General features: G+C 60.2%; 11 protein-coding genes. 8 read left to right on the top strand and 3 right to left on the bottom strand.

Features of this window, described 5'->3' with window-relative positions; translation table 11 throughout:
• Positions 1–215 precede the first annotated feature (215 nt).
• The 6 genes from fadB (at position 216) to CWC48_RS02570 (ending at position 7,697) form a co-directional block, all read left to right on the top strand.
• Positions 216–2,363 carry a fatty acid oxidation complex subunit alpha FadB gene (fadB, locus tag CWC48_RS02595; RefSeq protein WP_100491283.1) on the top strand — a complete coding sequence of 716 codons (2,148 nt, stop codon included), beginning with the start codon at positions 216–218 and terminating at the stop codon, positions 2,361–2,363.
• A 29-nt stretch (positions 2,364–2,392) separates the two neighbouring features.
• A complete protein-coding gene (gene fadA, locus CWC48_RS02590; RefSeq protein ID WP_016975260.1) occupies positions 2,393–3,568 on the top strand; it encodes an acetyl-CoA C-acyltransferase FadA in 1,176 nt (391 codons plus the stop codon).
• Positions 3,569–3,664: 96 nt separating this feature from the next.
• Positions 3,665–3,901, top strand: a complete 237-nt coding sequence (locus CWC48_RS02585; protein ID WP_078047427.1) for a DUF1653 domain-containing protein — start codon at positions 3,665–3,667, stop codon at positions 3,899–3,901.
• Positions 3,902–4,015: 114 nt separating this feature from the next.
• Positions 4,016–6,637 carry a type I DNA topoisomerase gene (gene topA / locus CWC48_RS02580; protein WP_099494401.1) on the top strand — a complete coding sequence of 874 codons (2,622 nt, stop codon included), beginning with the start codon at positions 4,016–4,018 and terminating at the stop codon, positions 6,635–6,637.
• Between the two features lie 126 nt (positions 6,638–6,763).
• Positions 6,764–7,285 (top strand): DUF6586 family protein, encoded by a 522-nt coding sequence (locus CWC48_RS02575; protein WP_058425064.1) that lies wholly within the window; start codon positions 6,764–6,766, stop codon positions 7,283–7,285.
• A gap of 178 nt (positions 7,286–7,463) precedes the next feature.
• Positions 7,464–7,697 carry a hypothetical protein gene (locus CWC48_RS02570; RefSeq protein WP_014717511.1) on the top strand — a complete coding sequence of 78 codons (234 nt, stop codon included), beginning with the start codon at positions 7,464–7,466 and terminating at the stop codon, positions 7,695–7,697.
• A gap of 231 nt (positions 7,698–7,928) precedes the next feature.
• Here the strand turns inward: CWC48_RS02570 and sulA are convergent, their stop codons facing one another.
• Positions 7,929–8,402, bottom strand: coding sequence for an SOS-induced cell division inhibitor SulA (gene sulA, locus CWC48_RS02565; protein WP_012722849.1), 474 nt, complete (start codon positions 8,400–8,402; stop codon positions 7,929–7,931).
• 10 nt (positions 8,403–8,412) lie between these two features.
• Complete coding sequence (gene lexA, locus CWC48_RS02560; protein WP_003172575.1) at positions 8,413–9,021, bottom strand: transcriptional repressor LexA; 609 nt, start codon at positions 9,019–9,021, stop codon at positions 8,413–8,415.
• A 263-nt stretch (positions 9,022–9,284) separates the two neighbouring features.
• Between lexA and psrA the strand changes: the two genes are divergently transcribed.
• Together psrA and nagZ are read left to right on the top strand one after the other, a co-directional pair.
• A complete protein-coding gene (psrA, locus tag CWC48_RS02555) occupies positions 9,285–9,992 on the top strand; it encodes a transcriptional regulator PsrA (RefSeq protein ID WP_100491282.1) in 708 nt (235 codons plus the stop codon).
• Positions 9,993–10,140: 148 nt separating this feature from the next.
• A complete protein-coding gene (nagZ, locus tag CWC48_RS02550; protein ID WP_177409521.1) occupies positions 10,141–11,139 on the top strand; it encodes a beta-N-acetylhexosaminidase in 999 nt (332 codons plus the stop codon).
• Between the two features lie 111 nt (positions 11,140–11,250).
• Here nagZ and CWC48_RS02545 read toward each other — a convergent pair whose 3' ends face one another.
• Positions 11,251–13,944 (bottom strand): DEAD/DEAH box helicase, encoded by a 2,694-nt coding sequence (locus CWC48_RS02545; RefSeq protein ID WP_100491280.1) that lies wholly within the window; start codon positions 13,942–13,944, stop codon positions 11,251–11,253.
• Positions 13,945–13,952 lie beyond the last annotated feature (8 nt).

The following is a 13,952-nucleotide window of genomic DNA, read 5'->3' as shown; positions in this document are numbered from 1 at the left end:
CAATTGTCCGGAATTGGATGAAGGTGGGCGTACCCAAATCAAACGGGCGTATGAATTGAGCGTTTGTCTGTCAGACTGCTCATACAGAACCCCGACTATCGCATTGGCGGGTGTGCCTGGCGGATTGGCATGAGCATTGACGCAACGGTCAGTGTCCAACCAGAGGCCAGCGTCCAATGTGTACTGTTCAGCTTCCATATCGTGGAGATCAGTTGATGATTTACGAAGGTAAAGCCATCACGGTTAAGGCTCTTGAAAGTGGCATCGTCGAACTGAAGTTCGACCTCAAGGGTGAGTCCGTCAACAAGTTCAACCGTCTAACCCTGAATGAATTGCGTCAGGCCGTAGACGCCATCAAAGCAGATGCTTCGGTCAAGGGCGTGATCGTTTCCAGCGGCAAGGACGTGTTTATCGTCGGCGCTGACATCACCGAATTCGTCCACAACTTCAAGCTGCCCGATGCCGAGCTGGTGGCTGGCAACCTCGAAGCCAACAAGATTTTCAGCGATTTCGAAGACCTCAATGTTCCCACCGTGGCTGCCATCAATGGCATCGCGCTGGGCGGCGGCCTGGAAATGTGCCTGGCTGCAGACTTCCGCGTCATGTCGGCCACAGCCAAGATCGGCCTGCCCGAAGTCAAGCTGGGCATCTACCCAGGCTTCGGCGGCACCGTGCGCTTGCCGCGCCTGATCGGTGCCGACAACGCCATCGAGTGGATTGCCGCTGGCAAGGAAAACAAAGCTGAAGACGCCCTGAAAGTCGGTGCCGTCGACGCTGTGGTTGCCCCGGACAAACTGGCCGAAGCCGCACTGAACCTGATCAAGGGCGCCATCAGCGGCGAATTTGACTACAAGGCCAAGCGTCAGCCGAAGCTGGAAAAACTCAAGCTCAACGCCATCGAACAAATGATGTCGTTCGAAACCGCCAAGGGTTTCGTGGCTGGCCAGGCCGGCCCGAACTACCCGGCGCCGGTTGAAGCGATCAAGACCATCCAGAAAGCCGCGAACTTCGGTCGCGACAAAGCCCTGGAAGTAGAAGCTGCTGGCTTCGTCAAACTGGCGAAAACCTCGGCGGCCCAAAGCCTGATCGGCCTGTTCCTGAACGATCAGGAGCTGAAGAAAAAGGCCAAGGCCTACGACGAGATTGCCCGCGACGTGAAACAGGCTGCCGTACTCGGCGCCGGAATCATGGGCGGCGGTATCGCCTATCAGTCGGCGTCCAAAGGCACGCCGATCCTGATGAAGGACATCAACGAGCACGGTATCGAGCAAGGCCTGGCAGAAGCCGCCAAGCTGCTGGTCGGTCGTGTGGACAAAGGTCGCATGACTGCCGCGAAAATGGCTGAAGTGCTTAACGGCATTCGTCCTACGCTGTCCTACGGTGATTTCGGCCACGTCGACCTGGTGGTCGAAGCGGTTGTCGAGAACCCGAAGGTCAAGCAGGCGGTACTGGCTGAAGTGGAAGCCCAGGTCAAAGACGACACCATCCTGGCCTCCAACACCTCGACCATTTCCATCTCGCTGCTGGCCAAGGCCCTCAAGCGTCCGGAAAACTTCGTCGGCATGCACTTCTTCAACCCGGTGCACATGATGCCGCTGGTGGAAGTGATCCGTGGTGAGAAGTCCAGCGAGCTGGCCATTGCCACCACCGTTGCCTACGCCAAGAAAATGGGCAAGAACCCGATCGTGGTCAATGACTGCCCGGGCTTCCTGGTCAACCGCGTGCTGTTCCCGTACTTCGGCGGTTTCGCCAAGCTGGTCAGTGCCGGTGTGGACTTCGTGCGCATCGACAAGGTCATGGAAAAATTCGGCTGGCCGATGGGCCCGGCGTACCTGATGGACGTGGTTGGCATCGACACCGGTCACCACGGTCGTGACGTGATGGCTGAAGGCTTTCCGGACCGCATGAAAGACGACCGCCGTTCGGCGATCGACGCGCTGTACGAGGCCAAGCGCCTGGGCCAGAAGAACGGCAAGGGCTTCTACGCCTACGAGGCGGACAAGAAGGGCAAGCAGAAGAAAGTGGCCGACCCTTCGGTGCACGAAGTACTGGCGCCGGTCATCTACGAACAGCGTGAGGTGTCGGACGAAGACATCATCAACTGGATGATGATCGCCCTGTGCCTGGAAACCGTACGTTGCCTGGAAGACGGCATCGTCGAGACCGCTGCCGAAGCCGATATGGGCCTGGTGTACGGTATTGGTTTCCCTCCATTCCGTGGTGGTGCGCTGCGTTACATCGATTCGATCGGTGTGGCTGAGTTCGTTGCCCTGGCTGACAAATACGCTGATTTGGGCCCGCTGTACCACCCGACCGCGAAGCTGCGTGAAATGGCCAAGAACGGCCAGAGCTTCTTCGGTTAAGCGCCCAGACGACTAGAGCGAGAATATTTATGAGCTTGAATCCAAGAGACGTGGTGATTGTCGACTTCGGTCGCACACCGATGGGCCGCTCCAAGGGCGGCATGCACCGCAACACCCGTGCCGAAGACATGTCGGCACACCTGATCAGCAAGTTGCTGGAGCGCAACGTCAAGGTCGACCCGAACGAAGTCGAGGACGTGATCTGGGGCTGCGTCAACCAGACCCTGGAGCAGGGCTGGAACATCGCGCGCATGGCGTCGTTGATGACCCAGATCCCGCACACCGCCGCTGGCCAGACCGTGAGCCGCCTGTGCGGTTCGTCGATGAGCGCACTGCACACGGCCGCCCAGGCGATCATGACCGGCAACGGTGATGTGTTCGTGGTCGGTGGCGTGGAGCACATGGGCCACGTCAGCATGATGCACGGCGTCGACCCTAACCCGCACATGTCGCTGTATGCGGCTAAAGCCTCGGGCATGATGGGCCTGACTGCGGAAATGCTCGGCAAAATGCACGGCATTACCCGCGAAGCCCAGGACGCATTCGGCCTGCGTTCCCACCAGCTCGCCCACAAGGCGACCGTGGAAGGCAAGTTCAAGGATGAAATCATCCCGATGAACGGTTATGACGAGAACGGTTTCCTGAAACTGTTCGACTACGACGAAACCATTCGTCCGGACACCACCCTGGAAAGCCTGGCGGCGCTCAAGCCGGCCTTCAATCCAAAGGGCGGCACCGTGACAGCCGGTACTTCGTCGCAAATCACCGACGGTGCCTCGTGCATGATCGTGATGTCGGCGCAGCGTGCCCAAGACCTGGGTATCCAGCCGCTGGCCGTGATCCGTTCGATGGCGGTGGCGGGTGTGGACCCGGCAATCATGGGCTATGGTCCAGTACCGGCCACACAAAAAGCTTTGAAGCGCGCAGGCCTGACCATCAACGACATCGACTTCTTCGAGCTCAACGAAGCTTTCGCTGCGCAGGCCCTGCCCGTGCTGAAAGATTTGAAAGTGCTCGACAAGATGAATGAGAAGGTTAACCTGCACGGCGGTGCGATTGCCCTGGGCCACCCATTCGGTTGCTCCGGTGCACGGATTTCTGGCACTTTGCTTAACGTGATGAAGCAGAATGGCGGCAACCTCGGGGTAGCCACCATGTGCATTGGTCTCGGCCAAGGCATTTCCACCGTCTTCGAACGCGTCTAAGCGTTGGGTTGACGGAAGCCGGGGCCCAGTGCCCCGGTTTTTGTTTTTGGGCAGATTTGAATTTTTTTTTAATAAATTTTGTAAGAGGGCCAGAGCGTGAAAGTCGAACCAGGGCTCTACCAGCATTATAAAGGTCCGCAGTACCGTGTTTTCAATGTGGCGCGGCACTCCGAGACCGAAGAAGAAGTGGTGTTTTACCAAGCACTGTATGGCGATTACGGCTTTTGGGTGCGCCCATTGAGCATGTTCGTGGAGACCGTCGAAGTTGACGGCGAGCAGGTCCCGCGCTTTGCTTTGGTCCAGGCCGAACCCAGTCTTTTTTCAGGGCAATAACGGCAGGTCGCGCAGAATGCTGCGCTTGACCTCACCTTGTTGCCACTATATATAGCGTTGCCGCGACAGGCGCCAACTGCCTTTCACTTCTCGAATTCAGGAATTTTCCGATCCATGGGCAAATCGCTGGTCATTGTGGAATCCCCGGCTAAGGCCAAGACCATCAACAAGTACTTGGGCAACGAGTACGTGGTGAAGTCGAGTATCGGCCATATCCGAGACCTGCCCACCAGCGGTTCGGCTAGCGCCAGCAAGGAGCCAGCCGCCAAGCGCGGCAAGGCGGCTGCGGGCGAAGGTCCGGTACTTACCCCTAAAGAGAAAGCGCGCAAGCAGCTGGTCTCGCGCATGGGGGTGGACCCGGACCATGGCTGGAAGGCCAAGTACGAAATCCTTCCAGGCAAGGAAAAGGTCATCGAAGAGCTGCGCCGGCTCGCCAAAGATGCCGACACCATCTATCTCGCAACGGACTTGGACCGCGAAGGGGAAGCCATTGCCTGGCACCTGCGGGAAGCCATCGGCGGTGATGACAGCCGCTACAAGCGTGTGGTGTTCAACGAGATCACCAAGAAAGCCATCCAGGAAGCCTTCTCCAAACCGGGCGAACTGGACATCGACCGCGTCAACGCCCAGCAGGCCCGGCGCTTCCTCGACCGCGTCGTGGGCTACATGGTTTCGCCACTGCTGTGGGCCAAGATCGCCCGTGGCCTGTCCGCCGGCCGTGTGCAATCGGTTGCGGTGAAGCTGGTGGTTGAGCGTGAGCGCGAGATTCGTGCGTTCATCCCCGAAGAGTACTGGGAAGTCCACGCCGACCTCGGCACCGCCAAGGGTGCCAACGTGCGCTTTGAAGTGGCCCGCGAGAAAGGCGAGGCCTTCAAGCCGCTGAACGAAGCCCAGGCCATGGCCGCGCTGGAGAAGCTCAAGTCTTCCAGCTACAGCATCGTGAAGCGTGAAGACAAACCGACCAGCAGCAAGCCATCGGCGCCGTTCATCACGTCCACCCTGCAACAGGCCGCGAGTAACCGCCTGGGCTTTGGTGTGAAGAAAACCATGATGATGGCCCAGCGCTTGTACGAGGCCGGCTACATCACTTATATGCGTACCGACTCCACCAACCTGTCGGTGGACGCAGTCGCGATGGCGCGTACTTATATTGAAAGCGAGTTCGGCAAGAAGTACCTGCCGGAGAAGCCAAACGTCTACAGCAGCAAGGAAGGCGCACAGGAGGCTCACGAAGCGATTCGTCCGTCCGACGCCAACACCGAGCCAAGCAAGCTGAGCGGCATGGAGCGCGATGCTGAGCGCCTCTACGAGCTGATCTGGCGCCAGTTCCTGGCCTGCCAGATGCTGCCGGCGCAATACCTGTCCACTACGGTGAGCGTGGGCGCTGGCGACTTCGAGCTGCGTGCCAAGGGCCGCATCCTCAAGTTCGACGGCTACACCCGCGTGATGCCGCAAATTGCCAAGCCAGGCGATGATGACGTGCTGCCGGACATGGCCCAGGGCGATACGTTGAAGCTGATCAAGCTTGACCCGTCCCAGCACTTCACCAAGCCGCCGGCACGTTATTCGGAAGCCAGCCTGGTCAAAGAGATGGAAAAACGCGGTATCGGTCGTCCTTCGACCTACGCGGCGATCATCTCGACCATTCAGGACCGCGGCTACGTGGCGCTGCACAACCGTCGTTTCTATTCGGAAAAGATGGGCGATATCGTCACAGAGCGACTGTCCGAGAGCTTCTCCAACCTGATGGACTACGGCTTCACCGCCGGCATGGAAGAGAACCTCGATGACGTGGCTCAGGGTGAGCGCGACTGGAAAAACGTGCTGGACGAGTTCTACGGCGACTTCAAGAAGAAACTCGAAGTGGCCGAAAGCCCAGAGAGCGGCATGCGCGCCAACCAGCCGGTGATGACTGACATCCCGTGCCTGACCTGCGGCCGTCCGATGCAGATTCGTACCGCGTCCACCGGCGTGTTCCTCGGTTGCTCGGGCTACAGCCTGCCGCCGAAAGAGCGCTGCAAGGCCACGGTCAACCTGGTGCCGGGCGATGAAATCGCTGCGGACGACGAGGGTGAATCCGAGTCGCTGGTACTGCGTGGCAAGCACCGCTGCCCGATCTGCAGCACTGCGATGGATGCTTACCTGCTCGATGAGAAGCACAAACTGCACATCTGCGGTAACAACCCGGATTGCGACGGCTACGAGATCGAAGAAGGCAGCTACCGCATCAAGGGCTACGAAGGCCCAAGCCTGGAATGCGACAAGTGCGGCAGCGAGATGCAGCTCAAGACCGGCCGGTTCGGCAAGTTCTTCGGCTGCACCAACCCGACGTGCAAGAACACCCGCAAACTGCTGAAGAGCGGTGACGCGGCGCCGCCGAAGATGGACCCGGTGAAGATGCCCGAGCTCAAATGCGAGAAGGTCAACGACACCTACATCCTGCGTGATGGCGCTTCGGGGCTGTTCCTGGCTGCCAGCCAGTTCCCGAAAAACCGCGAGACCCGCGCACCGCTGGTGCTGGAAATCGTGCCGCACAAGGACGAGATCGATCCGAAGTACCACTTCCTGTGTGAAGCGCCGAAGAAGGACCCGGACGGTCGCCCGGCCGTGATCCGCTACAGCCGCAAGACCAAGGAGCAGTACGTGCAGTCCGAAGTAGACGGCAAGCCGACTGGCTGGAAAGCGTTCTACGACGGTGGCAAGTGGAAGGTCGAGGACAAGCGCCAGGGCGCTTGATCGACTAATCTGCGAAATACAAAGGCCGCCTGCATAGGCGGCCTTTTTTTGCGCTTGCAGTGCGCTCGGCTGATCCTTGACACTGTTAAGCCAGCATCACGCTTATTCGTTGTGGAGATTGCCGTCATGGCCAACGAACTCTATACCCGTACCAATCAGAAAATTTACTTCGCGGGTTTGTCCCTGGAAGCCCTTGGCCGTGCCGAGGAAGGGAAGGAGATGAACGCCATCGCGCTGGTCCAGGCAGGGCGTGAAGCGGCGCTGTTCCACCTTTACGGCGCCTTGCTGGGCTTGTGCCATGAAATCGCCGGGTTTTACCGCCTGCCCCAGGCCGGTTCGCCGCGTGCGGAAATGATCATGAATCGCGAAGTGCTGGATTCGATGGCGATTCCTGAGCTGGCCGAGCTGGTCGAAATGGCGCAAAGCCCTGACAGTTGGGTGGCGCGTTTGCTCAAGGCGCATGCGGATATGTTCCAGCCACCGCGTATTCCGCATGTGCCCAAGGGCGATGTGACGCAGCCGCTGATCGTGGCGGTTGCGGTGGAAGAGGAAGAACCCAAGCCGTTGAGCCGTGAAGAGCTGGAGGGCTGGCGTCAGGAACTGAAAAAGATGGCGCTGCGCTTTCGCGAAGGCCTGAACGAATGCTGATCTCCTCGTAGGAGCCGGCTTGCCGGCGATGCAGGTATCTCGGAGTGTGAGGCGCAACGCGTTGTAGCCATCGAAGCCGGCGACCATTCATCAAGCTGTCAACAAACCTGTTCAGATCCTCTGCGGGGCTGGGTGGATGACTGATATAATCCCGGCCTTTCGTGGAGAACAGACTTTTATGCCGACGTCCTTTCTGGAAATTGTTGAGTTGCCTGACGGCCGAATCGAGTTGCGCCGGGCTGAGGACGAGGGTTCTCTGGTCATTCTGGATTTTTCCGAGGACGCCAAAGTGTTCCTGCAGGGCCAGCACGTGGAAGTGGCCAAAGCCATGTTGAGCGTAGGTGTGCAGATGGCAGGTCGCCTGGCTGAAGGCGAGCCGGAGAAAGACGAAGGGCCGCGGGTTCTTCACTGAGCCCTGTGGTGAAGGAGTCTGGGGTGTTTAGACAGGCTTCTCTGGTGAGCTAGCTTGCTTGTAGTGAGCGGGCTTGCCCCGCGCTGGGCTGCGCAGCAGCCTTAAATAGATTGACGCAGTACATCAGGTATTCCACGGTGCTTGGTTTTGGGGCCGCTTCGCAGCCCAGCGTGGGGCAAGCCCGCTCACCACAGAAGCCTGCATGTCACAGGACTTCGGCCGATCAGGCACTCAACCCAATCGAATATTCAAGCTCTGAGCATCGCCCGTACGCGCGGCGCTGATCAGCTGTTGCTTGGCCGCAGCGTTCAGCGGGTTCAACCAGCTCACCACAGTATGGCTACGGCCCAGGCGCAGGGCTTCGCAGGTCAACTGCTGGGCACTTTGCGCACCGCGTGGTTGCAGCAGCAGGATACGCTCACGGTTGAGGCCGGCGTCCCGCAGCCAGGCCTGGGTCAGGCTGGCGGGTGGGGCGATCAGCGTCAGCCAGCGGGCGTCCTGCTCTTCGCTCAATTCGCGAAGGATCGGCGCCAGCAGGCTCAGGCAGCTCCCAGCTGCACCGCGCAACGACAATTCACTGAACGCCTCAGGCTCGGCGCTCCAGGGCGCTTCGATCGTTTCCTTGAGAATGGGCGCAAGGGGTTGGGCCATGAAGGCCTCGAACAGCGACAGTTGTGTGTGTTGTGGGGTGTGCACGAGCTGCATGATGCCTCCTTTAGCGGCGAATGACGCCGACGCTCAAGCCTTCGATCACCAGGTCCTGATCTTTCAGGTTCACTTCAATCGGGGCGAACTCAGGGTTCTCGGCCAGGAGCCAGACCTTGCTGCCTTCGCGCTTGAAGCGTTTGACGGTGACTTCGTCGCCGATACGGGCAACGACGATCTGGCCATTACGGGCTTCGCGGGTAGTGTGGACGGCCAGCAGGTCGCCATCGAAGATGCCCACGTCCTTCATGCTCATGCCATGGACCCGCAATAGGTAGTCGGCGCGAGGGTGGAAGAAGGTGGGGTTGATGTTGCAGGACTCCTCGACATGCTGCTGCGCCAGGATCGGCGCACCGGCAGCGACACGGCCGATGATCGGCAGGGTCGATTCGTCGGCCTTGGCTTCGAAGCCAGGGATGCGAATACCGCGAGAAGCACCGGGGGTCATCTCGATCGCGCCTTTGCGAGCGAGGGCCTTGAGGTGTTCCTCGGCGGCGTTGGGGGACTTGAACCCCAGTTCCAGCGCAATTTCCGCTCGCGTCGGCGGGTAGCCGTTGTCATCGAGGCAGCGCTTGATAAAAGCCAGAATCTCAGCTTGGCGTGGCGTCAGTTTTAGCATGTTGATCGCTCTGTCTTTTTATACAGTGACTGGGATTATATACAGTGAACTGCGCTTGGCAATCATCCTTTTCCATGACTCCGCTGGACGGTCATCGGACGCGCTTCCTACAACGTAGAGATAGCGCTGCCTACAGACCGCTGGTGATGTGATTAAATAGCGATGAAATACATGACTGCCCAGCCGGAAAGCGGACCCGCAGGCTTGACAAGACACAACCTGAAACGTATGTTTCAAACAAGTGTTTGTCAGGCGGAGTAGCCATGGCCCAGTCGGAAACCGTTGAACGCATTCTCGATGCTGCCGAGCAGTTGTTCGCGGAAAAAGGATTTGCTGAAACTTCATTGCGGCTGATCACCAGCAAGGCTGGGGTCAACCTGGCTGCCGTGAACTACCATTTCGGCTCGAAGAAAGCCCTGATCCAGGCGGTGTTCTCGCGCTTCCTGGGGCCCTTCTGCGCCAGCCTTGACCGTGAGCTCGAGCGTCGCCAGGCCAAGGCCGACCACAAGCCGACACTGGAAGACCTGCTGGAAATCCTCGTCGAACAAGCGTTGGTGGTTCAGCCCCGCAGCGGCAACGACCTGTCGATCTTCATGCGCCTGCTAGGCCTGGCGTTCAGCCAGAGCCAGGGTCACCTGCGGCGTTACCTGGAAGACATGTACGGCAAGGTATTTCGTCGCTACATGTTGCTGGTCAACGAGGCCGCCCCGCGTATTCCGCCTATCGAACTGTTCTGGCGTGTGCACTTCATGCTCGGTGCCGCCGCGTTCAGCATGTCCGGGATCAAGGCGTTGCGGGCCATTGCCGAAACCGATTTCGGCGTGAACACCTCCATTGAGCAGGTCATGCGCCTGATGGTGCCGTTCCTGGCGGCTGGCATGCGTGCCGAGACCGGCGTGACCGACCCGGCCATGGCCGCAGCCCAATTGCGCCCGCGCAGCAAATCCGTGCCAGTCCCCGCCAAGGTTTGACCGACCCGGGTGTGCGCAGCCGCTTGCATCCGCTAAGCTAGCGGCCCATGCCGAATTCAGCTATTTACTCACAACCCGTTGTGCTCACTGTGCCTGGTGAGGGCAACGGGTTGTGTGCGTTCTATAAGGAAGTTTTATGACTGCTGCCCTGCAAGGCTCTTTGATGGTCGACGTTGCCGGTACCTGGCTGACGGCCGAGGATCGCCACCTGCTGCGCCAGCCTGAAGTGGGTGGCCTGATCATTTTCGCGCGCAATATCGAGCATCCGCGCCAAGTGCGGGAGTTGAGCGCGGCGATTCGTGCCGTGCGCCCGGACCTGCTGTTGGCCGTCGACCAGGAAGGCGGTCGCGTGCAGCGCCTGCGCCAGGGCTTTGTACGTCTGCCGGCCATGCGTGCGCTGGCGGATAACCCCAACGCGCAATTCCTGGCCGAGCAGTGCGGCTGGATCATGGCCACTGAAGTGCTGGCCGTGGGCCTGGACCTGAGCTTCGCCCCGGTACTCGATCTGGACTATCAACGCAGCGCCGTAGTCGGCACCCGCGCCTTCGAAGGCGACCCTGAGCGTGCTGCCGTGCTGGCGGGCGCGTTCATCCGTGGCATGAACAGCGCCGGCATGGCCGCCACCGGTAAACACTTCCCGGGCCATGGTTGGGCCGAGGCCGATTCCCACGTCGCGATTCCCAATGACGAACGCAGCCTGGAAGAGATTCGTGCCAACGACCTGGTGCCTTTCGCACGCTTGAGCCGGCAACTGGCCGCCGTCATGCCTGCCCATGTCATCTACCCGCAAGTCGACGCCCAGCCTGCCGGCTTCTCGCGCCGCTGGTTGCAGGACATCCTGCGCGGTGAGTTGCAGTTCGATGGGGTGATTTTCAGTGATGACCTGTCCATGGCGGGTGCACATGTGGTCGGTGATGCAGCCAGCCGCATTGAAGCGGCGCTGACGGCCGGTTGCGATATGGGGCTGGTGTGCAACGATCGTGCGGCGGCTGAGTTGGCGTTGAGTGCGGCACAGCGGATGAAGGTCACACCGTCGGCGCGCATTGCGCGGATGCGTGGGCAGGCAATGGCTTCGACGGACTACAAGCAGGATCCGCGTTGGCTGGCGGCGCTGACGGCGTTGCGGGATGCTCAACTGATTGGCTGAACACCGCGGCGCGGCCTTCGCGAGCAAGCCCGCTCCCACATTCGACCGAGTTCCAGCTTTGGAATGCAGTCAAGTGTGGGAGCGGGCTTGCTCGCGAAGGCGGTCTGGAAGTCAGCGCTTTTCTTGCTTATTCGGCAGCGGCGCAAACAACGCCTCGATGTCCTCATTGCCCAACTGCCAATCTCCCGTCGTCCGCCCATCCAGCACACCCGCCGCCAGGTCGGATTTTTCCTTCTGCAGGTGCTGGATTTTCTCCTCCACCGTGCCTCGGGCAATCATCTTGTAGACGAACACCGGCTTCTCTTGCCCGATGCGATACGCACGGTCGGTGGCCTGGTTTTCCGTGGCCGGGTTCCACCATGGGTCGTAGTGGATCACCGTGTCGGCTTCGGTCAGGTTCAAGCCCACACCGCCGGCCTTCAGGCTGATCAGAAAAATTTGCAGCTTGCCGCTCTGGAAGTCCTTTACCGGCGTGCGCCGATCGCGGGTCTGGCCGGTCAGCAGCGCGTAGGCAATTCCGCGTTTTTTAAGCTCGACTTCGATCAGGCTCAACATCGAGGTGAACTGCGAAAACAACAGGATCCGCCGTCCTTCTTCAAACAGCTCTTCAAGCATTTCCATCAGGCTGTCGAGTTTGCCCGAGCTGCTGCCACGGGCGGGCAGGGTGGCTTCGTTGACCAGGCGTAAGTCGCAGCACACCTGACGCAGTTTCAGCAGCGCCTCAAGAATGATGATCTGGCTGCGTGCGACACCCTTGCGGGTGATCTCGTCGCGCACTTTCTTGTCCATGGCCAGGCGCATGGTTTCGTAAACGTCGCGCTGGGCTTCATTGAGGTCGACCCAGTGAATAATCTCGGTCTTGGGCGGCAATTCCGTGGCGACCTGTTCCTTGGTGCGGCGCAGTAGGAAAGGTTTGATCCGACCGTTGAGGTGCTGCAAACGCACGTCACTGGCGCGTTTTTCGATGGGCACGCGGTAATCGCGGTTGAAGCTTTTCACGTCGCCCAGCCAGCCCGGCAGCAGGAAATGAAACAACGACCACAGCTCACCCAAGTGGTTTTCCAGTGGCGTGCCACTCAGGCACAGGCGCTGCCGTGCATTCAGCTCGCGCGCCGCCTGGGCCGCTTTGCTGGACGGGTTCTTGATGTACTGGGCCTCATCGAGGATCAGCACATGCAGGGGCACGGCCGCGAGGTGTTCGATGTCCTTGGGCAGCAGCGCGTAGGTGGTCAGCAGCAGGTCGTAGTCGTTCAGGTTGGCAAAGTGTTTCTTACGCGCCGCGCCATACAGGGCCAACACCTTGAGTTGCGGGGTGAAGTGCGCCGCCTCATCGAGCCAGTTGGGAATCAGGCTGGTGGGCATCACCACCATGCACGGGCGGTCCAGGCGTCCGGCGGCTTTCTCCGTAAGAATATGCGCCAGGGTTTGCAGGGTTTTACCCAAGCCCATGTCATCCGCGAGAATCCCGCCGACATCAAGCTGGCGCAGTGACTGCATCCAGCTCAAGCCTTCCAGCTGGTACGGGCGCAAAGTTGCGTTCAGCCCCTCGGGCGCCACGCAGGTGAAGTCCTTGATATCCCGCAGGCGCTGGGCAAAGTTGCGAATCTTCTCGCCACCTTCCCATTGCAGCGGCAGGTCTTCGAGTGGGTTCAACCGAATTGCATCGGCCTTGGCCAGGCGCAGCGTGGTGGTGCCGGCGTCCTGCAGGTAGAACTCGCCGAGGGTAGCCAGCACCGGTTTGAGGCGGCCGTAGGGCAGGGCGACTTGCAGCGGACCATGGCCGCCGTTCGGCAGGCCGGGGATGTTCACCAGGATCAGTTCATCATCGCGCCGACGTGCGAGTTTTTCCGGGTTGAGGATCTCAGTGTGGGAGCGCATCAGGTTCAGCAGGATCGGCAACAGGCTCAGCCGCTCACCGTTGACGATAATGCCCAGCTCCAGGTCGAACCAGTCGCGCTCCGGGCCTTCATCGACGGTGGCGTACCAGTCATCGACGGCGCTCAGGTCGAAGCCGAAATCCTCATCGATCTGCAGCTCCCAGCCCTCGGCCCTCAACGTCGGCGAGGCATTGAGGGTGAAGTTCAGCCAGGCACTGTCATTGACCATCTCGAACAACTCGCCAGCACTTTCCGGCAGCGCCTTGCTCTGGCGCGTGGCGATCTTGAAACCCAACAGGCGCAGTTGTTCTCGGTACGGCTGTTCAAGCTCCGGATGGCGCTTGATGCGCAGGCTTTGGGTGTCCTGGCGCACGATGATATCGGCGTTTTTCTGCCCGCTGACATAGTTGCCCAGGTAGTTGAACGATAACGCCGCGCGGTGCTGGATGTAGCGCTGCATCTTGCCGTTGCGTGGCTCAAATGCACTGAACTCGACACTGGCGAGCCACAGGCGTGGCACGGGCACCACGTCCTCCATGACCACCTGCGGCAACGCCACGCGGTTTTCCAGTACGGCCTGGAGTTTTTCCAGCAGCTCGGCATCCTGTGCGGCGGCTGGGTAAGCCAGGGTTTCCTGGACCTTGAGCAGCACCGCCGCGATGTGTTTACAGTTGGTGTGCACCGGGCAGGTACAGCGGCTGTCCACCAGGATCAGCGTGCCCTTGGCCGACTCGCGCAGCGAGATGGTCTGCCGGTAGACGTTGCCGCCCGAGCCTTCGCAACTGGCGACGATGGTGCTGTCGCCGGACTCGACGATGCGCACGCGGTTCTCCAGGGCATAACGTCGCCCGCGCTCCAGGCTTTGCTCTTTGAAGCGATTGGCCCACGAAGGGGCCAGGGGTTTGGTCAGCGACGACGTCAGGGGCATGGCGCTGG

The organism is Pseudomonas sp. S10E 269, assembly GCF_002798465.1.
Lineage (GTDB): Bacteria > Pseudomonadota > Gammaproteobacteria > Pseudomonadales > Pseudomonadaceae > Aquipseudomonas > Aquipseudomonas pergaminensis.
Note: the sequence above shows the minus strand (reverse complement) of the source record. Positions and strands in the feature narration are given on the sequence as shown.

Bases quoted from the DNA above. Each gene is read 5' to 3' on its own strand.
- fadB (WP_100491283.1), top strand. From the start codon at position 216: ATGATTTACGAAGGTAAAGCCATCACGGTTAAGGCTCTTGAAAGTGGC.
- CWC48_RS02570 (WP_014717511.1), top strand. From the start codon at position 7,464: ATGCCGACGTCCTTTCTGGAAATTGTTGAGTTGCCTGACGGCCGAATC.
- lexA (WP_003172575.1), bottom strand. From the start codon at position 9,021: ATGCTAAAACTGACGCCACGCCAAGCTGAGATTCTGGCTTTTATCAAG.
- CWC48_RS02545 (WP_100491280.1), bottom strand. From the start codon at position 13,944: ATGCCCCTGACGTCGTCGCTGACCAAACCCCTGGCCCCTTCGTGGGCC.
- topA (WP_099494401.1), top strand. From the start codon at position 4,016: ATGGGCAAATCGCTGGTCATTGTGGAATCCCCGGCTAAGGCCAAGACC.
- sulA (WP_012722849.1), bottom strand. From the start codon at position 8,402: ATGCAGCTCGTGCACACCCCACAACACACACAACTGTCGCTGTTCGAG.
- CWC48_RS02575 (WP_058425064.1), top strand. From the start codon at position 6,764: ATGGCCAACGAACTCTATACCCGTACCAATCAGAAAATTTACTTCGCG.
- psrA (WP_100491282.1), top strand. From the start codon at position 9,285: ATGGCCCAGTCGGAAACCGTTGAACGCATTCTCGATGCTGCCGAGCAG.
- fadA (WP_016975260.1), top strand. From the start codon at position 2,393: ATGAGCTTGAATCCAAGAGACGTGGTGATTGTCGACTTCGGTCGCACA.